Annotated in this window: 23 protein-coding genes; 12 read left to right on the top strand and 11 right to left on the bottom strand. The window is 67.8% G+C overall.

Annotation, left to right across the window (positions count from 1 at the left end; genetic code table 11):
• The first annotated feature begins 64 nt into the window (after positions 1 to 64).
• Positions 65 to 1,306: a TIGR02679 family protein gene (locus ACQP0P_RS13895; RefSeq protein WP_433375889.1), complete on the top strand. Its 1,242-nt coding sequence runs from the start codon at positions 65 to 67 to the stop codon at positions 1,304 to 1,306.
• 216 nt (positions 1,307 to 1,522) lie between these two features.
• On the opposite strand, the gene ACQP0P_RS13890 is transcribed toward ACQP0P_RS13895, so the two are convergent.
• The 7 genes from ACQP0P_RS13890 to ACQP0P_RS13860 form a co-directional block, all read right to left on the bottom strand.
• The gene (locus ACQP0P_RS13890; RefSeq protein WP_433375886.1) at positions 1,523 to 2,701 is read right to left on the bottom strand and encodes a hypothetical protein; all 1,179 of its coding nucleotides are present in this window, start codon (positions 2,699 to 2,701) and stop codon (positions 1,523 to 1,525) included.
• 413 nt (positions 2,702 to 3,114) lie between these two features.
• Entirely contained in the window at positions 3,115 to 3,486 is a 372-nt protein-coding gene (locus tag ACQP0P_RS13885) for a hypothetical protein (RefSeq protein ID WP_433375881.1), read from the bottom strand.
• Between the two features lie 227 nt (positions 3,487 to 3,713).
• Positions 3,714 to 3,902, bottom strand: coding sequence for a hypothetical protein (locus ACQP0P_RS13880; protein ID WP_433375878.1), 189 nt, complete (start codon positions 3,900 to 3,902; stop codon positions 3,714 to 3,716).
• A 203-nt stretch (positions 3,903 to 4,105) separates the two neighbouring features.
• Positions 4,106 to 4,738 (bottom strand): response regulator transcription factor, encoded by a 633-nt coding sequence (locus ACQP0P_RS13875; RefSeq protein ID WP_350915485.1) that lies wholly within the window; start codon positions 4,736 to 4,738, stop codon positions 4,106 to 4,108.
• Positions 4,731 to 5,978 (bottom strand): sensor histidine kinase, encoded by a 1,248-nt coding sequence (locus ACQP0P_RS13870; protein WP_433375874.1) that lies wholly within the window; start codon positions 5,976 to 5,978, stop codon positions 4,731 to 4,733. The genes ACQP0P_RS13875 and ACQP0P_RS13870 overlap by 8 nt, the downstream gene beginning before the upstream one ends.
• A 23-nt stretch (positions 5,979 to 6,001) precedes the next feature.
• The gene (locus tag ACQP0P_RS13865) at positions 6,002 to 6,742 is read right to left on the bottom strand and encodes an ABC transporter permease (protein ID WP_433375871.1); all 741 of its coding nucleotides are present in this window, start codon (positions 6,740 to 6,742) and stop codon (positions 6,002 to 6,004) included.
• A gap of 1 nt (position 6,743) precedes the next feature.
• Positions 6,744 to 7,670 (bottom strand): ABC transporter ATP-binding protein, encoded by a 927-nt coding sequence (locus ACQP0P_RS13860; protein ID WP_433375868.1) that lies wholly within the window; start codon positions 7,668 to 7,670, stop codon positions 6,744 to 6,746.
• 433 nt (positions 7,671 to 8,103) lie between these two features.
• On the opposite strand from ACQP0P_RS13860, the gene ACQP0P_RS13855 reads away from it, so the two are divergent.
• Together ACQP0P_RS13855 and ACQP0P_RS13850 are read left to right on the top strand one after the other, a co-directional pair.
• Entirely contained in the window at positions 8,104 to 9,027 is a 924-nt protein-coding gene (locus ACQP0P_RS13855) for a TIGR03620 family F420-dependent LLM class oxidoreductase (protein ID WP_433375865.1), read from the top strand.
• A 60-nt stretch (positions 9,028 to 9,087) separates the two neighbouring features.
• The gene (locus ACQP0P_RS13850; protein ID WP_433375862.1) at positions 9,088 to 9,441 is read left to right on the top strand and encodes a glutaredoxin domain-containing protein; all 354 of its coding nucleotides are present in this window, start codon (positions 9,088 to 9,090) and stop codon (positions 9,439 to 9,441) included.
• A 44-nt stretch (positions 9,442 to 9,485) separates the two neighbouring features.
• Here ACQP0P_RS13850 and ACQP0P_RS13845 read toward each other — a convergent pair whose 3' ends face one another.
• Positions 9,486 to 10,232 (bottom strand): DUF4184 family protein, encoded by a 747-nt coding sequence (locus tag ACQP0P_RS13845; RefSeq protein ID WP_433375859.1) that lies wholly within the window; start codon positions 10,230 to 10,232, stop codon positions 9,486 to 9,488.
• 150 nt (positions 10,233 to 10,382) lie between these two features.
• On the opposite strand from ACQP0P_RS13845, the gene ACQP0P_RS13840 reads away from it, so the two are divergent.
• From ACQP0P_RS13840 to ACQP0P_RS13830, 3 genes are all read left to right on the top strand, one after another.
• Positions 10,383 to 10,931, top strand: coding sequence for an RNA polymerase sigma factor (locus ACQP0P_RS13840; RefSeq protein WP_433375856.1), 549 nt, complete (start codon positions 10,383 to 10,385; stop codon positions 10,929 to 10,931).
• Positions 10,928 to 11,899 (top strand): hypothetical protein, encoded by a 972-nt coding sequence (locus ACQP0P_RS13835; RefSeq protein ID WP_433375853.1) that lies wholly within the window; start codon positions 10,928 to 10,930, stop codon positions 11,897 to 11,899. Before ACQP0P_RS13840 ends, ACQP0P_RS13835 begins: the two co-directional genes overlap by 4 nt.
• A 288-nt stretch (positions 11,900 to 12,187) precedes the next feature.
• Complete coding sequence (locus tag ACQP0P_RS13830; protein WP_433375850.1) at positions 12,188 to 12,760, top strand: NADAR family protein; 573 nt, start codon at positions 12,188 to 12,190, stop codon at positions 12,758 to 12,760.
• A 255-nt stretch (positions 12,761 to 13,015) separates the two neighbouring features.
• On the opposite strand, the gene ACQP0P_RS13825 is transcribed toward ACQP0P_RS13830, so the two are convergent.
• Positions 13,016 to 13,327: a hypothetical protein gene (locus tag ACQP0P_RS13825; RefSeq protein WP_433375847.1), complete on the bottom strand. Its 312-nt coding sequence runs from the start codon at positions 13,325 to 13,327 to the stop codon at positions 13,016 to 13,018.
• A 210-nt stretch (positions 13,328 to 13,537) separates the two neighbouring features.
• Here ACQP0P_RS13825 and ACQP0P_RS13820 point away from each other — a divergent pair, with 210 nt between their 5' ends.
• On the top strand, positions 13,538 to 13,846 hold the full coding sequence (locus ACQP0P_RS13820) for a hypothetical protein (protein WP_433375844.1): 309 nt from the start codon (positions 13,538 to 13,540) through the stop codon (positions 13,844 to 13,846).
• A 28-nt stretch (positions 13,847 to 13,874) separates the two neighbouring features.
• The gene (locus ACQP0P_RS13815; RefSeq protein ID WP_433375841.1) at positions 13,875 to 15,887 is read left to right on the top strand and encodes a hypothetical protein; all 2,013 of its coding nucleotides are present in this window, start codon (positions 13,875 to 13,877) and stop codon (positions 15,885 to 15,887) included.
• A gap of 14 nt (positions 15,888 to 15,901) precedes the next feature.
• On the opposite strand, the gene ACQP0P_RS13810 is transcribed toward ACQP0P_RS13815, so the two are convergent.
• On the bottom strand, positions 15,902 to 16,375 hold the full coding sequence (locus ACQP0P_RS13810) for a hypothetical protein (RefSeq protein ID WP_433375838.1): 474 nt from the start codon (positions 16,373 to 16,375) through the stop codon (positions 15,902 to 15,904).
• Positions 16,376 to 16,805: 430 nt separating this feature from the next.
• On the opposite strand from ACQP0P_RS13810, the gene ACQP0P_RS13805 reads away from it, so the two are divergent.
• From ACQP0P_RS13805 to ACQP0P_RS13795, 3 genes are all read left to right on the top strand, one after another.
• Positions 16,806 to 17,708, top strand: a complete 903-nt coding sequence (locus ACQP0P_RS13805; protein WP_433375835.1) for a helix-turn-helix domain-containing protein — start codon at positions 16,806 to 16,808, stop codon at positions 17,706 to 17,708.
• 59 nt (positions 17,709 to 17,767) lie between these two features.
• Positions 17,768 to 18,163 carry a DUF397 domain-containing protein gene (locus tag ACQP0P_RS13800; protein ID WP_433375832.1) on the top strand — a complete coding sequence of 132 codons (396 nt, stop codon included), beginning with the start codon at positions 17,768 to 17,770 and terminating at the stop codon, positions 18,161 to 18,163.
• Positions 18,164 to 18,280: 117 nt separating this feature from the next.
• Positions 18,281 to 18,481, top strand: a complete 201-nt coding sequence (locus ACQP0P_RS13795) for a DUF397 domain-containing protein (protein WP_433375829.1) — start codon at positions 18,281 to 18,283, stop codon at positions 18,479 to 18,481.
• A gap of 57 nt (positions 18,482 to 18,538) precedes the next feature.
• Here ACQP0P_RS13795 and ACQP0P_RS13790 read toward each other — a convergent pair whose 3' ends face one another.
• The gene (locus ACQP0P_RS13790; protein WP_433375826.1) at positions 18,539 to 19,000 is read right to left on the bottom strand and encodes a hypothetical protein; all 462 of its coding nucleotides are present in this window, start codon (positions 18,998 to 19,000) and stop codon (positions 18,539 to 18,541) included.
• A 498-nt stretch (positions 19,001 to 19,498) separates the two neighbouring features.
• Here ACQP0P_RS13790 and ACQP0P_RS13785 point away from each other — a divergent pair, with 498 nt between their 5' ends.
• Complete coding sequence (locus ACQP0P_RS13785; protein ID WP_433375823.1) at positions 19,499 to 20,806, top strand: helix-turn-helix domain-containing protein; 1,308 nt, start codon at positions 19,499 to 19,501, stop codon at positions 20,804 to 20,806.
• Positions 20,807 to 20,814: the final 8 nt, after the last annotated feature.

Below are 20,814 nucleotides of genomic sequence, written 5' to 3'. Positions count from 1 at the left end.
CGGACCCGGTGAGCGAAGGACCGTACGGCTGGGGGCCGGCCCCCCTATGAACGGCGAACTCCGCGTGGGCGAAGAGCCAGGGCGGCTGGAGCGGCTGCTCGGCGGCGGGGAGACCGGGTGGCTCGTCGAACGGATCCGCCGCCGCCTCGAACAGGGCAGGACGCCGACCGGGACGGTCACCCTCGGTGCGGCCTCGCCGGAGCAGCGCCGCGCGATAGAGGTGCTGCTGGGCCGCCGCGCGGGCACCGGTACCTCGCTGTCGGTCTCCCTCGACGAGGTCGACCGCGTCCTGCGCTCCAGTGGCGCCTGCCCCGACGGCCTGGCCGCCGCCGTCGTCCTGCTCCGCGGCCCCGTTCGCGACCTACCGCGCGAGAACACCGAACGGGAGACGGCCTGGCGCGGGGCCCTCGCGGAACTCGACACGGTCGTGGCCGGCCGCCCGGAGCTGCACGGCTGGCGTTCATGGCTGGACGCCACCGGTCAGGTGCGGCGGAGCGCCTCCGCCCCGGACGAGGCCCGCGTCCTGCTGGACAGGCTGGCCGAGGTGCTGCGCCGCCTGCCGCACCCGGGTATTCCGATCGGCCGTCTGGCGGCGGAGAGCTGCGACGACGCGCACGCCCTCGACGAGGGCCGGCCACTGGCCACACTGGCGATGTCGGCCGCCCGCGCCCTGGCCGGCCTGCCCTATGCCGGTGAGGGCACGGCCGACGCCCGCAGGAGGGCGTGGGCCGGGGTCGGAGTTCACCTCGACGACCTCTCATCGACCGTCGTCTGCCTGGGACTGCCCGGCGACGACCGTACCCCCACCGGGCGGATGCTCGCGGCCGCCCGCGAGGCGGGCGAGCCGTGCGTGCTCACCCTGCGCCAGCTACATCGCCACGAGACGCCCATCGCCGCGGGGCTGGTACGGATCTGTGAGAACCCGGTCGTGGTCACCGCAGCCGCGGACGAGCTCGGACCGCGCTGCCCTGGTCTGGTCTGCGTCAGCGGCAGGCCGTCGGCGGCCGTCTGGCGCCTGCTCGACCTGCTCTCCGCCGGAGAGACCGCCTTCGCCTACCACGGCGACTTCGACTGGGGCGGCGTGGGCATCGCCGCGGCCGTCCACGAACGGGTCGGCTGGCGGCCGTGGCGCTACGAAACCGCCTCCTACCAGGCGGTGGACTCCCGGAGCCCGCTCACCGGCCGCCCCCGGCCGACCCCCTGGGATCCGGGGCTCTCCGCGGCGATGGCGCGGCGGGCCGTGCGGGTGGAGGAGGAACTGGTGCTGAGCGACCTGCTCGCCGACCTGGCCGCCGACCGGCGGTGACGGTGCAGAGAGCGGACCGCGTGGCGTCACACCGCGAGGCCCGGGACGCACCTGGCATATTCGGCAGCGGCCGGAACGTCCCGTCAACCGGCGAGCAGATCACCGAGCCCGGAGGCGGAAACCCGACGGCGCGGCGTCGCCCCGCGGAGGCCCACCTGGCTTGTTCGGCGACCAGCCGATTCCAGCACGCGTCCCCGGCCTCCGGAAACGTCCCCGTCAGCCGGGAGCCGGACCGTCAAGCCGGGCGCGGTCGAAACGCTCCATGAGGCTGGGCTTGCGCAGGTGCTCCTGGCGCAGGCTCGCGAAGCGCCGCATGAAGTCGCCAAGACGGTCGGCACGCTCGGCCACCGCCCGCAGATCCTTCGGAATCTCGACCGCCTCGTCATACTCGGCCGCTTTCTTGACGCCGATCAACGTGTCGACACGCAGCCAGGCCCCCGCCTCGTCCTCGGCCAGCGTGTCCAACCGCTTCTCCCTGGCCAGAGCCTGCTCTCGTGCACGACGAGCTTCCTCCTGGGCGCGCCTGGCCACGGCAAGGAGTTCGCGTTCCTGGCGCCGCTCCGCCGCCGCGTCCAGCAGCTCGGCCACACTACGCCGGGGAAGACGACCACTGTCCGCCTTGGGTTCGCCGCGGAATCGGCGCAGCAGTTCCATCCGGACCTGAGCCCCCTGGTCCCGGACGACCCGCAGCAGCAGCCCGCTCTTCTCGGTCTCGGGCAGGTTCCCGATCCATGCGGCCAGCTCACGCTGATTGTCCCGTACCGCGGTCAGCTCGGGGCTCGCCTCGGCCGCGACCGCGAGCAGGTCGGCGTCAAGACGGAGGAAGTCGGCCAGGGCCTGCTGCCCCGCGCTCAATGATCCCAACCCCGCCGGAACCGGGGGCTCCATCTCGTCCTCGTCCGTGTAGTCGAAGGCGTCCTCGTCCCGCTCCCACCTGCCGAAGGCCGACAGCCAGACCAGGTAGAGGGGGCGCAGATCACCCGCGGCGAGCTCGGCCCGGACACCGACGATGGCCGACAGGGAGTCCTCGGCACCCTCATCCCATTCACCAGACTCGTCGTCGCTGGTCAGCTCAAGGACGAGATGCTTACCCGAAACCCACGCCGTCACCTGGTCCCCGACGCAGTACCGCTCCGCCACGTCCTGATCGAGCAGCGTTCGCGGCAGCCGGAGCATGATCCGGTGGGTGCCCCAGTTGGTCAGATACAGATGGGCGTCGTAGTAGTGCTCCATCATCCGGCGCGGATCGCCACGGAAGTTGCCCCAGCGATACTCGTTGGTAAAGCTGGTGGCGGTGACCCTGGCCCGGGTCGACAGCGCGCGGACCTCGGCCTGCTCGTGGGCGTCCAGGGGACGGTCCACCGCCAGGAACTCGTAGTACTGGTATTCGCTCATCGCCAGGACCCCCAGTGCCGATACGCCTCGATCCACTCCGAACCCTGGGGCGGCGGATCCGGCAGCGGAAGATCAAGGATGCCGATCGCCTGCCGGTACGCCCCCCCCGTGCGCAGATCGCGACGATCCCGCTCCCCGGGAGCAGATCGATCTTCTTGACCGTTACCTCGATCCCCAGGACAGTCGTCCGGAACGGCGTCGCCAGGTGCTCGTCGAGCATGACGTGGAACCCGGACAGCTGCTCATCATCGTCGTAGGCGTCGACGGTGGCCTCTTCGACCAGCGCGTCCAACTCCGCCTCGCTCAGTTCTGCCATGACCGGCCAGCGTAGCCAGAACGGCACGCCGCCATGGTCGTGATCTCGGCTTCCGAGGTTGTTTCCGTCTCACCGTGAGACGGTCGACATGCCGCCGTCACCGGTAGCGGAAGCCGTCGAGGAAACGGCGGAAGACACCGCCCACCCGGGGCAGGGGCTCGGCCGGTGGCGGAGCCACCGCGCGCTGCCTGGCGATGGGCTGGTCGTAGTCGGTCCGCGCGATGGCGTCGACGACCTGGGCCTCGTCGAAGTCCTCGGACCCCTCGATCACCGGCACGAAACCGACCAGCGTCCCGTTCCGCATCACCAGCGCTTCAAGCCCCGCCGTACCGTCGGTGTCCCAGTCCGCCTCACGCCCACCGGGCAGCAGGACCCGGACCCCGAACTGGTAGCCGCCTCTCGCCAGTTGAGCGTTGATGCCACGGTCACGCAACGCGTCGACCACCCGCCTGGCCCGATTCTCATCCACCCCTCCCACCGTAACCGGCCCCGGTTACCCATGAGCACCCGCGCGGGACCCGGCCGGATGGCCCGGCACGCGGATCGGTCCGGTGATGAACCGTGAGGATCGCCGCTCCGACGTCGAACGACTTGCCCGACAGGGGCCCCGGCGGTTCGAGGGATGCCGCGGGTGGTCCCTCAGCGACTCCGCAACGGCTGTTTCGAGCTTCTCCACCCTCCGTCCGGAGCCGATGCCTACAGCCTGTCCACCCTGCGCAGGAATCCGCGCACGTCCAGGAAGTCGGCGAGCGACCGGCGGTGCTCCGCACAGGCCGTCCAGATCTTCTCTCGCCCGGGCGGGTGAATCTTCGGGTTGTTCCAGATCACGGCGTACACCGCCGCCTCCTGGCAACCCTTCGCCGAGCAGATCGTCGGCTCGCTCATCCGCGGCACACCGCTGCCCACGAGATCCCGTGCCCGTCCTTGGCCCAGCCCACTGCGAGAGCGCTCAGCCGGAGCGTCGACTCATCCATGCGTTCAGCCTGTCATGCCACTGTGACTCCGGGGAGGGCGGTACCCGGATCACCCGGCCCCGCCCCGGAGAACATCGTGTGCGCGTGCACGACGGCCCGGAAAGGAGCGATCGGTCAGCCGAGGATGCCGCGTTCGTACGCGACCGCGACGGCCGCGGCCCGGTCCTTGACCCCCAGCTTGCCGTAGATATGGGTGAGATGGGTCTTGGCGGTCGCCTCGCTGATGAACAGCACGGCGGCGATCTCGCGGTTCGAGGTGCCCTTGGCGACGAGCACGAGCACCTCACGCTCCCTGGCGCTGAGCGTTTCGTTGCCCGGCGCCCTCATCCGTGAGACCAGGCGCGAGGCCACCGCGGGTGACAGCACCGTCCGGCCCTCGGCCGCCGCTCGTACGGCGGTGAAGAGCTCGTCGCGCGGCGCGTCCTTGAGCAGGTAGCCGGTGGCGCCGGCCTCGATCGCCGGCAGGGTGTCGGAGTCGGTGTCATAGGTGGTGAGGACGAGCACCCTGCTACGCAGCCCGCGGCGGGTCAGCTCGGCGATCGCCTCGACTCCGCCGCCGCCGGGCATCCGCAGGTCCATCAGGACCACGTCGGGGTCGAGGCGGGCGGTGAGCGCGACCGCTTCGGCTCCGTCGGAGGCCTCGCCGAGAACCTCGAAGTCAGCGGACGCGGCGAACATGCCGTGCAGCCCGTCGCGTACCACGGGATGGTCGTCGACGATCAGCAGGGTGATGATCCGCTCAGCCATGGCTCAGCAACGGTACGCGAGCCGAGACGGCTGTGCCGTGTCCCGGCTCGGACTCGATCTCGACCGTCCCCGCGATGCGTTCGGCACGGGCGCGCATGCCGCCGAGGCCGAAGCCGCGTGTGGTTTCGCGCCGGGGCAGCGTGTGCGGGTCGAAGCCGCAGCCGTTGTCGCGGACATCCAGCCTCACCTCGTCCTCCATGTACGAAAGGGTGACGCCGACCCGCGTGGCACGGGCGTGCCGACCCGCGTTGGCGAGTGTCTCCTGGGCGATGCGGAGCACGGTGGCCTCGATCTCACCGTGCAGTGCCTCGACGGTACCGGTGACGGTGAACTCGGCCCGCACGCCCGTCGAGACGGACCACGTCTCGACGATGTTCTTCAGCGCCTCGGGCAGCGTGTCGTGCTCCAGCGCTCCGGGACCGAGGTTCTGGACCGAGCGGCGGGCCTCTCCCAGGCTGTGGCGGGCAAGGGCCGCGGCGCGCTCGACGTGGTCGCCGGCGACCGCGGGGTCGGCGCTGTCGGCGGCCGCCTGGAGCTGGGTGACGATACCGGCCAGGCCCTGGGCGATGGTGTCGTGGATCTCGGCGGCCAGGCGCCTGCGTTCGTCGTTGACACCTGCCTCGCGGGCTTGGACGAGGAGTTGGGCCTGCAGTCCCGCGTTCTCCCTCAGTGCCTGCTCAAGACGGATGTTGGCGCCCTCCAGCTCCGCGATGGTGGCAGCCCTCGCCCTGCTGCGCTCGGCCTCCTTGACCCCGATGCTGCCGAAGACGAGGGTGAGCGAGGCGTTGAGCGCGAAGACCGCGCCGAAGGCGGCCCACTGCGTTCCGTCGGCGGGCGGCATACCGCCGGACTGCGAACCGGCCATGGTCACGGCGGTGGCGAGCAGTCCGGCGTACATCTGGCGGCGTGGCAGCAGCCGGTCGGCGTCGAAGTAGCCGATCACCGCGTAGATGGCGAAGAACGGGTTCAGCCAGGTGAGCACGGAGCCGAGCGCGAGGCGTGCGACGTAGTAGACCCGGCCCACCATGTCGTACTCGGGCAGGCCGGGACCGGTGCCGCTCCACCACAGCTGCAGGGCCAGCGCGGCCATGGCGAGCACCCAGGCCGCGTGCTTCTCGTCACGGGTCATCAGCATGTCGCCCGAGGCGATCGAGACCAGGCCGGCGAGACCGAGCAGAGCGTATGGCCCCCAGCGGAAGAACTGGTTCCCCCACTTCTCGGCAGTCATGTCGCCCGCCATCCGCGCGGTTCTCCTTATCTGCGCTACTCCCAACGGAACCAGCGTGACGCGGCACCGAGCAGAATCACAGTCCACAGTGCCGTGACACCGAGGTGCGACCAACCGGGCCAGTCACCCGCCGCCGCCTGGTTCAGCGCCTGCGAGGCCGCCCCGAACGGGGTGAACTCGACGATGCGCCGCAGGATATCCGGCATCGCCTGGACCGGAAACCAGACGCCCGCGGTGAACATGGCCGGGAAGAAGACCGCCGAGCCGAGGGCGGCGGAGATCTTCGTGGTGCGGGAGAACGCGGCGATCGTCGCTCCCATCGCGAGCGCGCCAAGCGTGGTGAGGACCAGTGCCAGCGCGTAGCCGAAGAGCTGCCCGGGGAGCGCCACGTCGAAGGCGAGGCGGCCCACGGTCATCGCGACGACCGCCGCGCACAGGGCGGCCGCGCCGTGCAGCACGATCTGCACCCCCAGCAGCGAGACGGGCCGCACCGGGGTGGTCGACATGCGACGCAGGATGCCACGCTCCCGGTAGCCGGTGAGGACGGGCGGCATGGCCTGCAGCCCGGCCATGATCATGGCGAGGAGCACGACCACGGGGACGTACAGATCGATGACCCGCAGGCCGCCGAGCGCCGGGTCGGCCTCCCGGAAGAACGGGATCAGGCCGAGGATCGTCAGCAGCAGGGTCGGGAAGCCGATTATCCAGAACAGGCTGCCGAGCTCGCGGCCGAAGAGCCTGGTCTCGGACTTCAGCACGGCGGTGGATGCGGACATGTCAGTCCTCCTGTTCTGTGAGGTCTGTCGTGAGGTCTGTCGTGAGGTCGAGGAACGCGTCGTCCAGCGTGGCGTCGGCGACGCGCAGTTGCCGGGCGGTGATCTGATGCCGGGCGAGCAGTGAGATCACCGCGTTGACCGTCTCGTCGGTCCCGTTGATGACCAGCCGGTCGCCCTTCCGCTCCACCGAGGTGACCGCGGGCAGCATGGTCAGTTCGCCGTCGTCCAGCGGCCGCGAGGGCGTGAACGAGATGACCGTCGAGTTCGCGGTGCGGCCGATGAGTCCCACCGGGGTGTCCAGGGCGGCGATCCTGCCCGCGTTGATCACGGCGACGCGGTCGCACAACTGCTGGGCCTCCTCCATGAAGTGGGTGACCAGCAGGACGGTCACCCCTCCGTCCCGGACCTCCTGGATGAGCTTCCAGGTGTCGCGGCGAGCGCGCGGGTCCAGGCCCGTGGTGAGCTCGTCGAGCACGACGACCCTGGGGTTGCCGATGAGGGCCAGGGCGATGAACAGCCGCTGCTTCTGACCGCCCGAGAGCTTGCCGAAGCGGGTGGCCAGCCGGTCGGCGAGACCGAGCCGGTCGGCGAGCGAGCGCCAGTCGGCCGGTCTCGGGTAGAAGGCGCTGTAGAGCTCCAGCGCCTCTCGCACGGTGAGCTTCGCCTGCAGCTCACTCTCCTGCAACTGCGCGCCGAGAAACCGGGTCACCTGTGCGTGGTCGGAGACCGGGTCGAGACCGGCGACCCGGACCGTGCCGGCGTCGGGCACCCGCAGTCCCTCGACGCATTCCACGGTCGTCGTCTTGCCCGCGCCGTTCGGGCCGAGGATTCCGAAGATCTCCCCCTCCTGCACGGCGAAGGACACCCCGTCCACGACGGGTCTGCCCCCGTACGCCTTGCGCAGCCCGCTGACTTCGATGATCGTCATACCTTGAGAATCCCGGTGGGCAGCGGTCCGGCACATCGCCCATCACGCTTGAAATCACCTCAACCGATCGGTTGACACTCGGGTACGACCTCTCATCCGCCGTCCGCGCCCGCGCCGCACGACTCGACCGCGTTCTCACCGACATGAGCGACGTGCGGGAGTTCCGCCGGCGTCGCCTGGCCCTCGCGACGTGAGCGGGGAACTCGACCGCGCCACTCCGGCGTGGAGGTCGCCGAGAGGACGGTTTTCCCTGCTCATGGCAGGTCGGCAGCCGATTCCCCGACCCGCGACCGGGTACAGAACCTGCTGCGCCCCGGTGACGGAGGCCGGGCCGCCGAGCCAGGCGACCTGGAGCTCTCCGCTCCGCGGCGCCCGGCGAACGTGGGGATCCTCCGCCGACCTTGGCAGGGGCTCGGAAAGAAGGTACGCGAAGATGGCCGAACGTACGGTGCCGCCCCCGGTGGATCTGCCCGCGCTCAAGCGGCGCCTCGGCGGCACAGGTGTGTGGCTGGGGTCGATCTCGGCGGCACCCGCGGCCGAGGCGCGGCGCGCGGCCACCACGATCGAACGACTCGGCTACTCCACGCTGTGGTTCGGTGAGACCCCGAACAGCAAGGAGGCCCTGGCCAACGCCGCGGTGCTGCTGTGCGCCACCGAGCGCCTGATCCTGGCCACCGGCATCGCCAACATCTACGGACGAGACGCGACCGCCGCCGCCAACGGGGCCAGAACCCTGGCCGACGCGTGGCCGGAGCGCTTCGTCCTGGGCCTGGGCGTGAGCCACGCCCCGCTGGTCACGAGTCGCGGGCACGACTACAGCAGACCGGTGTCCGCCATGCGCGCCTACCTGGACGCCATGGACACCACCGTCTTCAGCGCGCCCCTGGCGGAGGAGGCACCGAGGTTGCTGGCCGCGCTGCGCCCGAAGATGCTGGAACTGGCCGCGACCCGTGCCCAGGGAGCGCATCCCTACTTCGTCACCCCCGAACACACCGCCCAGGCCAGAAGGATCCTCGGCCCCGACCCCGTCCTCGCTCCAGAGCAGGCGGTGGTGGTCGACACCGACCCCGAGCGCGCCCGTGCCACCGCGCGCCACTACATGGCCCTGTACCTGGCCCTGCCCAACTATCTGAACAACCTGCGTGACCTGGGCTTCTCCGATGCGGACTTCGAGGAAGGCGGCAGCGACGCGCTCGTCGACGCGATCGTGCCCACGGGGGACGTGGAGACCGTCGCCGAACGTGTCCGCGCCCACCACACGGCCGGCGCCGACCACGTCGCCGTGCAACCCCTTGCCCGGACACTCGATCAGCAACTGGAACAGCTGCGACTGCTGGCTCCCCTCCTCATCGGCTGAGCACCACCCGTCCGCGGGAGGTGAGGGTGCCCGGATGGGCGGACTTGCGATACTGCTCCCATGTCCCCCACAACCTTCGTCCTCATCATCGTGTTCGTGGTGCTGGTCGTCACGAACCTGCCTCGCCGAGGCCGGGCCACGTCGTACCAGGACGCCGACCACCAGGGCGTGGTCGTCTACTGGCGGCCCGGTTGCACGTACTGCATGAGGCTGCGCACCCGCCTGCGTTTCACCCGGCTGCGCTACAGCGAGGTCAACATCTGGGGAGATCCCGAGGCGGCGGCGTTCGTCCGCTCGGTCGCGGACGGGAACGAGACGGTACCGACCGTGACCGTGGCCGGAAAGGCGATGGTGAACCCGTCGAAGAGCCAGGTGCTCGAAGCGGTCAGGACGCACCTGGACCCTCAGGTCTGACCCCGCTTCATGGACGCGCCCGGCCCCTCGGATCTGCCCCCGCTTCATGTCGGCGTGCCCCGATGGGAACGCAGCACCGACCACGCGTACCACGCGACCGTGTAGCCGACCAGTACCGCGCCGAACCCACCGACCCCGCCCAGAATCACACAGCGCACCAGGTCGTACAGGCTCACCGCGGCACGGTCGCCGCTCCCCAGCACGGCCGCGCCGAGAACCGCGGCGCCCACCCCGGCGACCAGGACCCATCCGCGCACCCGTCCCGGCACCCCGGGCCGTCCCTGTCGTACGGCGGCGCGCCGGTACCACAGCGCGAACCAACCGGCCAGGACCACCAGCCCGCCAAGCGAGCTGACGTACATCACCACGTTGAACACCCGGTGCGCCCCGACGACCGAGACGCGCATCGCCGGCCAGTGCACCACGGCGAAGCCGCCCACCTGGGTGAACCCGTCCCACACCAGGTGCGTGGCGATGCCGGTCAGTAGCGCGGCCGGCACCGCGATCCCGATCCCGGAGGGCGCCCGATCAGGTAGCCGGTCGCGTAACCCCTGCGGGGCCAGCGCCGTCAACGGCGCGCGGAGCAGCAGGTGGAACACGACGAGCACCGCGACTCCCACCGGCAGGGCCACCAGCAACCCGCCCGGCCAGCCATGGGTGGTGTTGGCGGAGAAGGGCAGCGGCAGGTAGTACGGCAGATCGGGCACCATCGCACCTACCGCCAGTGCCGAGGGGGGCAGCCGGCGCCGCAGCGGCAGGATCGCAACGGTATGGCTCAGCGTGAAAGGCATGTCCCATTGTCGATGTCGGCGACGGTGAGCCACGGCAGGAAGACACACCGAAGATTTCCGGAATCCGCGCGAAATGATGGGGCCGCCCGCGCCATGTAGGGAGTGTCCACTTTTCGTACCCGCGAAGGAGACCTGCCTTGGGAAGCGCCCGTGGATGACGACTGGCTGGCCAGGTTCGAGGCCGTCTACCGGGAGACATACCACCAGATCACGGCCTACGCCGTACGCCGCTGTGACTCGCCGCAGGACGCGGCCGACGTCGTGGCGGAGACCTTCACCATCGCCTGGCGCCGGGTGAGCGAGCTGCCACCGGGACCGGAGGCCAGGCTCTGGCTGTACGGCGTGGCGCGCAAGGTGCTGGCCGGCCACCGCAGGAGCGCGGCCCGGCACCGGCAGCGCAGCGTCGAGCTCGACACCGAGATGGCCGACCTCTACGGGAGTTCACCCGACAGCGGCGTCGAGCTGAGCGTGATCGCCCAGGTGTTCGGGAGCCTGTCCGATGACGACCGTGAGCTCCTCTCGCTGGTCGCCTGGGAGGGGCTGGGACGCGAGGAGATCGCCATGATGCTGGGTCTGTCACGCAACGCGGTACGTATCAGGCTGCACCGTGCCCGCAGGCGTTTCTCCCGCGCGCTCGACGAAGCCGGTGTCCGGTCCACCACGGAAAGCCGGATGGTTCCGGCGGGGAGGTCGCTGTGAGGAACGCCGATGAGATCAGTGAGCTGCTGAGGCCGCTGTCCCGGATCGAACCCGGGCAGCCGGAAGGCCACGCGTCCGGTGCGGGGGCACGAGCGCTGCTGACCTCGATCACAGCCCTGGAGCCGGAACGTGCCCGTCGACCAGGTCTCCTCCCGCGCGGCCCCCGCCGTCTCGCGCCGATCCTGGCCGCCGCGGTCGTGCTCGCGGCAGGCATCGTCGTGGGGCCGAGCCTGCTGGAGGACGGGGGTGGCGTGGCTACCTCCTACGCCAACTCCGCGGTGGAGATCCACCGGGAAGGTGACCAGTACGTCGCCCGCATCAAGGATCCGTTCGCCGACTACGGCAGGTACACCGAGGCGTTCCACGCGGTCGGCCTGAACGTCGATCTGCGCCCGGTGCCCGTCTCGCCGGGCGCGGTGGGAAAGACCCTGGGGATGGTCATCACCAGCAAGGACTCTCTCGCCCCCGACCCGCAGGGCACACCAGACCCCTCCGGCCCCCGATTCGGGGGTGTCGCCCTCTCGGTGGAGACGGCGCCCAGGGGATGCCATCCGGGACGGAGCAGCCACTGCGTCATGGTGATGCGGATCCCCACCGGTTTCGCCGGCGGGGTGAATGTCAGGCTGGGGCGCCAGGCGAAGCCGGGAGAGGAGTATGCGAATTTCGACGCGGCCCTGGCTCCGGGTGAGATGTTCGCCGGGGTCCGGCTGAGAGACGGCCGCTCCGTGGACGACATGCTGGCCGAGGCGCGCAGGCGCGAACTGACCGCGGTGTTCAGCCTCATCCGGACGGACGAGGAGACGGGCGGCCTGTCCTTCGAGCCGCTACCCGCGGACCGGGTCGGGCGCGGCTGGATCGTCTGGCACGCGTGGCAGGTGAAGGCCGGCGTGATCCGGTTGCTCGTCACGCCAGAGCGTCTGCCCGAGAACCCGTTCCACAACGGCAGCGCACCACCGCCCGCCTCCTGATCACGCAGGCGGAGATCGTGACTGTTCCTCCGGGGGCAAGGGTGTCCGCTGATCATGATGCCACCCGAGGCGACGGGCTTCAAAACCCCACCGCGTGATGTCGTTGCCGACCGGCGACCTGACCGGAGCAGACGGCCGGCCACCGCGCGACATCACGCGAAGATCATCAGCAGTCCCGCTTCGGCCGTGTTTCCCGGACTCATGAGAAGTCATCAGAGCCACCTCGCCGTCACGGCCAGAATGATTACCCACTGGCCGGACGGCGACCGACCATGACACGGTGTACCGGTGTCCGATCTCAGCAGACTCCCCCGCTCGGTCGCCGAGGCCATCGCCGCCGAACAGGACGGTGAGCGATTGCGTTACCTGTTCTTCTGGGGCCACCGGCCGGCGCGCGGCGGCGGGGTCGGCGCCGGATGCCTCAGCCAGTGGTGGGAGATCGGCTTCACCTCGGAAGGGCACCTCTTCCGGTCCGCCGAGCACTACATGATGGCGCACAAGGCGTGGCTGTTCGGCGACGACGAGACCGCTACGCGAGTCCTCGCCGCCGAGCACCCCGGTGAGGCGAAGAAACTCGGCCGCGAGGTCCGCGGCTTCGACGAGGCGATCTGGAACGAGCACCGCTACGGGATCGTGGTACGCGGCAACATCGCCAAGTTCGGCGAGCACCCCGAGCTGAAGGACTTCCTGCTCGGCACCCAGGCCCGCGTGCTGGTCGAGGCCAGCCCCGTCGACCGGATCTGGGGCATCGGCCTGGCCGCCGACGACGAACGCGCCGTCTCCGCCACCACCTGGCGAGGCCTTAACCTGCTCGGCTTCGCCCTGATGGACGCCCGCGACGCCCTGGAGGGCACGCCGTGAAACAGGGCCTGACACTCGCGGCGCTGTCACTGGTGGTTCGGTAGAATCCGGCCGCCTCACCCGCCTCACCCGCCTCACCCGCCTCACCCGCCTCACCCGCCTCACCCGCCTCACCCGGCTCACCCGGCTCCTCCGGCTCGCGCCGGATCCGGGCCTCGTCGGGACGTTCGAGCACCGTGTCACCGCCCATGTTGATCATCGCAGGGGCGGATCATGACATTCCACAGGGACTCACCGGAGGACGAGCGGCATGACTCACGGGCTGCCGCCATGGCCCTCCGGCCGCTGTAGTCGCCGAATCTGGCGGCGCAGTTCTTGCTCACGGTACTCATACTGCTGCTCACGCCGTAGTTCCAGTTCTTCGGCGGTCGCGTCGTCCCAGCGCGTCCGGGTCGCCTGGATGTGGTGCAGGGTGACGCGGGACAGCCACATGATGCCGATCGCGATGGCCATGAGCACGGTCATGTGACCGGCGAAGAGCAGCGCGAAACCGGCGACGAAACACATCCAGTACGCGGTCTTGACAGCGATTTCTATCGCGTCGATGTGCTTTTCGAACAGCGTCATCCCTTACTCCGATGGCGTTGGGTGGAGTAGTCGCTCCAACATGAGAGGGAATGACCGAAATATCGATTTCGCCCGCTCGGGTGGTCATGGCTCCACCAGCGGAAGCGCGATGCCGGCCGGGTACCGGACTTGCCGATTTAGACGATCAATACCTAATCTGGTATGCGACTTTTTCCTTCATCACGGGGTCATGAAAAGGACGGGGGTGGCGTGGCCGAGCGGATGGTGCCCAGTCCCCGGCACGAACGGCTGAGGCAATTGCTCGCCGAAGCCGAATACCGGGCTCACGAGGTGCGGCAGGCGTACCAGCACGCCTCCTCGGCGATGCGGTCGGGACAGGTGTGGACGGGGCCGACGGCCACCACCTGGACCACCGAGCTGGAAGACCGGCATCAACGGCTCGGACGGCTCGCCCAGAACGTGGTGGACGCGGTCGAGGAGGAGCTGCGCCGCTCTCCCCCGCTGGTGACCGAGGCAGAGGCGGACGCCATACGCCGGGAGATGGCCGGACGCACGTGACCGTCATGACCATGAGGGGGAACGTTCCATGGCACCGACCGCCGAGTTCTGCGGAATCGACCCCGAACAGATGGGTCAGCTCGCCACCTCCCTGCGCGGCGCCGCCGACCGGCTGACCGCGTACAGCAGGGAGTTCGAGGGAAAGCTCCGCCAGAACGGGGTCGAGGCCCCCGCACTCCGGGAGATCACCGACATCGCCGACTGGGGCGGGAGGCAGGTCTCCATGCTGCATGACCGGATCGACCTGATCAAAACCCTGGGCAACGGCGCCCCGGAGCTGGGCGGGGCGGGGGGCGCGGAGCTGGGCGGGGCCGGGGGCGCGGCCTCGATGGCGGCGGGCGGACAAGGGCTCATCCGGCTCCCCGACGAGCTGAAGGACTTTGATATCGCCCAAGGCCTGGCCAGGATGTACGGCGAGGACATCCTGGTGAACTTCCACGGCGAGTCGCAGGCCAAGCTCATCCACGAGCACATCGACGACGTCGCCAAACTCGCCGACAACCCCCAGGCCGCCGCCGCCTTCTTCGCCCTGCTGTCCCCGAAGGTCCGGGACGCGCTGCCCAGCATCATCGCGGTCACCGGCAGTAAGACCGCCAAGCAGGATCTGGCCGCCTTCAGCAAGGCCCTCGGCGCGGCCCTGAACGCTCCCGCCCTCGTCCCGGCCTTCGCTCAGGTCAGAGCCGACCTGGTGAAACCGGGCGAGGAGAAGGGGTCCGCGTGGAACCGGCTCGCGCTGCTCAAGGGCGCGAACGCCCCCTCGTCCATACGTAGCGCGGTGGCCCGTTCCCTGGTGCTGGACGACTTCGCGAAGGGGCGCAGCCGTGACTGGCGCGCCGGAGCCACCCAGACGCACGCGTACGACCTGCCCCCCGACCTGGTCGCGCTGAGTCTGGAGGTGCTCGCCGGGGACGGTGCGGCAGTACGGGACGCGTTCGCCAAAATGGGCGGGGCCGAGGTCACGCTGAGCCAGGTCGACAAGATGAAGCTGTTCATCGACTACGCCAAGAGCGTGGGCACCGGGGACGAGGTGGCCGACGCCTTCGGCCGGGCCGCGGAGGCGGGCACCGAGGCCACAACCGAGAAGCCCGGCCGGCACAGCCCGGAGGCCGCCGCCTTCGCCCTGGACCTGATCCGCGCCGCGGGCTCCTTCGGCGACGACCTGCCGCACCCGGCCAGGGATTCCATGGGTGTGATCGCCAACTCGTACGTCCACGAGTTGGTCTCGGGCGGACGCTTCGACAGGGCCTCCGACCGTGTCTCCAGCATGCAGATCCCCAAACATTGGGAAGCCTTTCCGGGGGTGACCCCCGCGTTCTACCTGAGTCCTGTCGATACCTATCAATTCATAAAAACCTTCGTCGGCGCTGAGGTTCCGGCCGACGAGTTCAACTCAACGGTGGCGAGGTTCCGCCACGACACCTTGCTGACTGCGGCCCGCTTGGACGCGCAGGGCAACACCGAGTACTTCGGCAAGGCTTCAGTGACGTTCGGTGACTTCGGCAGCGTCACGTTCAAGGCGGCGAAAGACACCCTCGGCGCGGAAGATGCCGTTGCCGATCTAGCCCTCGATTTCACTAAAAACACCGCTGGCCTCCTCCTCGGTGGAGTTGTCGTCGCGGGCCAGGTTGCCGAACTCGGATGGGAACTCACCCAGGCATATATCATCAGCTCCGCCTCGGATAAATGGGCCGACAGTTTTAAGACGCAGGTCGAAGCAGCCACCGAGAAGCGGGTCGATCTCGCCAAACGCATGAAGTACGAGATGGCATACCTTCTCCATAGCGGCGGTTACCCAGCGAGCGAACCCCCTAAGGAGCTAGTTAGCAAAGCCACGGGCGCTCTCAAGACCTATGACGAACTCGTAGCCGAGGCCAGGCGTGAGGCCAGCGGCGACAAGAAATGGGAAGAGGCGCTCCAAAAGAAGCTAGGCACTTACGAGGAATGGATGGACAGCAACGGTAAGCTCGATGAAAAGATTGAAAACTCGTCGCGATTCCAGACCAGCGACCTAGCCGAGAACCTATTGAAGATTCCAAACTGACACGATGGTTTCTCTCATCTCGGCAGGCAAGCAGTCTCCGCATGCAGACGCCAGGTTGGCGCCTCCGGCGCCACGTACACGTTCACCATGACCCCCACCTCTTTACTGCCATGGATGAACCGCCCCTCCGGGGCGTCTACCTGGCTGATGTCGTACGCCACTTTGTAATCCAAAATTTGAGAAAGGGTGTTCTCCATAAGCCTCTGAGCCTGGTCGAGATGAGAGTCCAGTGACTGGTCGGCGCGCGCATAGTCTGCCGTCATCCGCAGCACCCGCTTGACCTTCTCCCCACCACAGGGAAGATCCTTGTCCGGGCGCTGCAGGATGCGCAGTTTTTTGAGTGGGTTCTTGAAGACGTCGTCGGTTTCCAGGCGTTGGGTGTCTTTTTGTAGCTCCGCTGCCGCTTCTCCCAGGGAGGGCTCGGAAGTGCATCCCGAGGTCAGCATCACCAGCGCCAAGCTGGCGGCCAGCAACCGGGCGACGCGCATTCAGTACCTCCGGAGGGGTTGACGCCGAGACGTATCAATCTTCACTCACCCGGCTCACCTTCGCCACACCCTTCACATGCCCGTCCGGCAGCAAAGGGTGACTTCGAGGCGATCCACAGGTTCCGGCCACCGGCACCGGCCCCGGCCCCGGCGGAGGGATGTTCTCGCCGACCAAAGCTGCGGTCTGGCCAACCGAAAGGTCACCTGCCGTCGCGGGCCTCCTTTTCGGGTAATTTCCGATGTTCGCGGCCGGAGCGTGAAAGAGTGCTGTCTTATTCATGTGCGGCCCGACCTTTCTCTGATCAAGAAGGTGATTAACCACTTTCTTTCTTGTGCTTTCGTGAAGAGGATTTCTATGCCTAGACTTCCTTACCGGTAGTTGGCCTGCTACCGGATCGGCAGTCCAGGCTAGAGCGGATGATGACAGCCGTTGGTCTACCCGGACTGGATTCGACATCACCGGCTGGACATTAATTCCGTTTTTCCTAATTCGAGAGGAAATGTGATGGAAAACGCGCCGTCTCTCGACCCTGGATCCCCCCGAGTGCGGTTCGGCGCCGAGATGCGCCGCCTGCGGGAGGCCGCACAGCTCTCGCAGACCGCCGTGGCCAGACGCCTCGGCTGCACCCAGACCCAGATCAGCCGCCTGGAGAGCGCCAGCCGAACGCCGTCCAAGTCCGACGCCGAGAGACTAGACCTGCTCTACGGGAAGGCCAATGGCATCTCCTTCACGGGGATACGCGAGCACATCATCGCCCAACCCGGTGGACCGGCCTGGTTCTGGAACTGGGCCGAGGAGATCGAACCCAGAGCCCTCGTCATACGTTCCTGGGATCCTCTCCTGGTGCCTGGCCTGCTCCAGACGGAGGCGTATGCCAGGTATCTCTTCAGCCGAGGACCACAAATCACGTCCGAGGAGTTGGAGCAACGTGTCGAAGCTCGCATGCAGCGGCAACGGATCCTTGATCGGGAAGATGCGCCCACGCTCCTCGCCCTTATCGATGAGGGCGTACTGCGTCGTCGGATCGGTAACCCCGAGTTGATGCGGGAGCAATTTGGTCATCTGCTGGAGGCCGCACAGCGGTCCGCCGTCTCCATCCAGGTCGTCGATTCGGAGTGCGTGGCGGGCCTGGCGGGAGCCTTCATGATCGCCGAGCTTCCGAACGGAGAGCCGGACGTTGTCCATTCAGACTCACCTGCTCAGGGACACATCACGAACAACCAAGATCTTGTGACTTCTATTTGGAAGCGCTATGAGGCGATACGGCTATGGGCTTATCCTGAGCACATATCCCTCAAAAAAATCGAGGAAGTGAAACGGGAATGGACCTGAGCGCTGCCATCTGGCGGAAATCATCACGCTCCTCGGACAACGGTGGCCAGTGTGTCGAGGTGGCCGCCAACCTGCCAGGGATTGTCGCGGTCAGGGACAGCAAAGACCCAGACGGCCCCAAACTGCTCCTCACCCCCACCGAGTGGGCCACCTTCGTCCACGGCATCAAGTCTGGAGGCTTCGACCGCGAATCCTGCCTCGGTCGGGGACCATCAGCACGCATCCCTCAAGAAGATCGAGGAAGTGAAGCGGGAATGGACCTGAGTGCCGCCGTGTGGCAGAAGTCATCACGTTCCGGATCGAACGGCGGCCAGTGCGTCGAAGTCGCTGCGAACCTGCCCGGGGTAGTCGCCGTCCGGGACAGCAAAGACCCAGACGGCCCCAAGCTACTCTTCACCCCCACCGAGTGGGGCACCTTCGTCCACGGTATCAAAACCGACCGGTTCGACCACTAAACCGGTTCCGGTCAGGAGAAAACAACCCTTCAGAATTTGGAAGCAACGTAAGGCAACACGACTCTGTTCCCATTCTGGGTCGTGTTGCCTCAAGAAGGTCGAGGAACTGAAGCAGAAATGGACCTGAGCACCGCCATCTGGCGGAAATCATCGCGTTCCTCAGGCAACGGTGGCCAGTGTGTCGAGGTGGCCGCCAACCTGCCCGAAGTCGTCGCGATCCGCGACAGCAAGGACCCGGACGGCCCCAAACTGCTCCTCACCTCCACCGAATGGGGCACCTTCGTCCACGGCATCAAGGCCGGCGAATTCGACCGCTGACAGTGGCGAACCATAGGTGCCACTCGTGTGGGGCCACGGCGTCGCCGCGTTTGGGGCTCACGGAGCGGCCACCTCACCGTGGTCCTCGTCCGGCAGCGCGCGGGTGAGCCGCGCGGTCAGCTCGGGATCAGCCAGGATGCGGGCGGTGGCGCGCCACTCGACGATGACCCGGTGCAGCGTGGAGTGGACGTCCAGATCAACCGAGTCCCGGGTGGCGTCCACGAGTTCCCGGACGAACTCCCGCGTCTCCGCCGCGGAGAGATGCCGTGCCCATGGGAAGACCTCGGGCAGCGCGTGCAAGACGGCTCGGGTGCCTTCATCGCTGGCCAGCAGCGCGGCGATCATGCGGGCCGCGACGTCCGCGGTCTCTTCTCGCTGATCGTCATGCCTGGCTACTGAGATGAACAGGTCCTCTCCGTCGCGGCGCGTGACGCGTACGCGATGGAAGCGGTCGATGATCTCGGCGACCCGTTTGGAGTGCCTCGACAGGTCGGAGAACGGCACGGTCGGCATGGCCATGCCCAACCATACTTCGGAACACGTTCCGAAGTAAACGCTGCCGTTCCTCCAGGCAGACCGGCAAGCTCACCAGGCTCCGCCTCCCGGTCGAGGACACCCTGGTGACCGAGGCACTTCCTGGCCTGCGGAGTGCCCATGAAGTCACGCACCGCGCCGGGGTCGACCACTTGCACTGGATCGTGTACGTCCGCCTGTCTGACGCAACACAATAGAGCGATAAATCCATTTAAATGATGACTGAATCTCCTTCCGGTAAGTGCCGTTTACAGTTTTCCGGTGACCGATACCAGACCGGCTACCGACAGCGAATCCCGCAGGATAACCGGTGTTCGCGAGCAGGAGGAAGTCCCATAGAGACACCCGAAACCGTCTGGACAATGCCAGCAGTTTCCTATTGCCTTCGGAGTTGGAAACGGGAAACACCGGAACAGGCCTTGTCTGTCCGACATCGGCTAACACAGTCTTGCAAGCGGTGATTCACGGCTGCTCGGACAGGCGGTGACGGAGGTTCATGTGGTCCAGCAGCCAATCTCCTTCGGAAGGGAACTTCGGCGGCGACGTCTCGCCTCCGATCTCACCCTTACTGATTTATCCAAGTTGGTGCATTACAGCAAAGGCCAGCTCAGCAAGGTCGAGCGCGGCATCAAAGCGCCGAGCCGCGAGTTGGGCCGCCTCTGCGACGTCGCGCTCGACGCCGGAGGCGAGCTCGCCGCTCTGGTCCGCGAACAGCCTCCCAAAGAAGAACTCGTACAGGAGAAGAGTGGTGACGAGGATGAGGTGTGGCTGATGCAGTTGTCCTCAGACGGGCAGAACCGGTTCCAGCCCATGAGCCGGAGACAGGCGCTGGCAGCGGGGGCGGCTTCGATCACGGGAATGAGCATCGGCGGCCCGGCAACCCCGTCCGGCGCCGAGGACACGACGCTCCTGGGGGTATCGCGATCTCTGTTCGACCAGTATCGGCAGTTCGGTCAGACAGTCAGTCCAGGACTCCTACTCCCCGCGCTCATCGCGCAGACCCATACGCTCCGGGAGCTGTCCGCCCATGCCGGTTCTCAGACACGTCAGGGGTTGCTGAGGCTCGGTTCCCGGTACGCCGAGTATGTCGGCTGGCTGGTGCAGGAGACGGGAAACGAGCAGGCGGCGCTGTGGTGGACACAACGCGCCGTTGATTTGGCAGCCGTCGGCGGTGATCATGATCTTGCCGCCTACGGACTGGTTCGCCGGGCACTGGTCACCCTCTATCGCGAGGATGCGTCCCAGACCGTTGAACTGGCCCAGCAAGCGCAGAACGGCAAGGTCCCACCGCGGATCCGCGGCCTGGCAGCACAACGGGAGGCACAGGGTCACGCGCTCGCGGGTGACTACAACGCCTGCATGCACAGTTTGGACCGGGCGCGTGCGCTGCTCGTCGGCCGCGCATCCGACTCTGACGCGCCCGTCATCGGCACCACCAACCTGTCCGACCCGGTCGCGATGATCACCGGCTGGTGCCTCTACGACCTGGGACGGCCGGCCGAAGCCGCCGAAATCATGGAAACACAGTTGGCGCAGGTGCCAACCCAGGCACTGCGCACGCAGGTCCGTTACGGAGTGCGCTGCGCCCTCGCCCACGCCGCGGCTGGGGAGATCGACCACGCATGCGACGTGATCAGCCGACTGCTCGGCAGCGCTGTCACGGTGAGTTCGGCCACCATCGCTGCGGACCTGCGCAATCTCGCCCGTGCTCTGGCTCGTCACCAACGAAACCGATCGGTGCGCGCTCTCACCCCTGAACTCAGCACGACCCTGCAGATCATCGTCCCGTAGAGAGGGAA

Source organism: Streptosporangium sp. CA-115845, assembly GCF_050943795.1.
Lineage (GTDB): Bacteria > Actinomycetota > Actinomycetes > Streptosporangiales > Streptosporangiaceae > Streptosporangium.
Note: the sequence above shows the minus strand (reverse complement) of the source record. Positions and strands in the feature narration are given on the sequence as shown.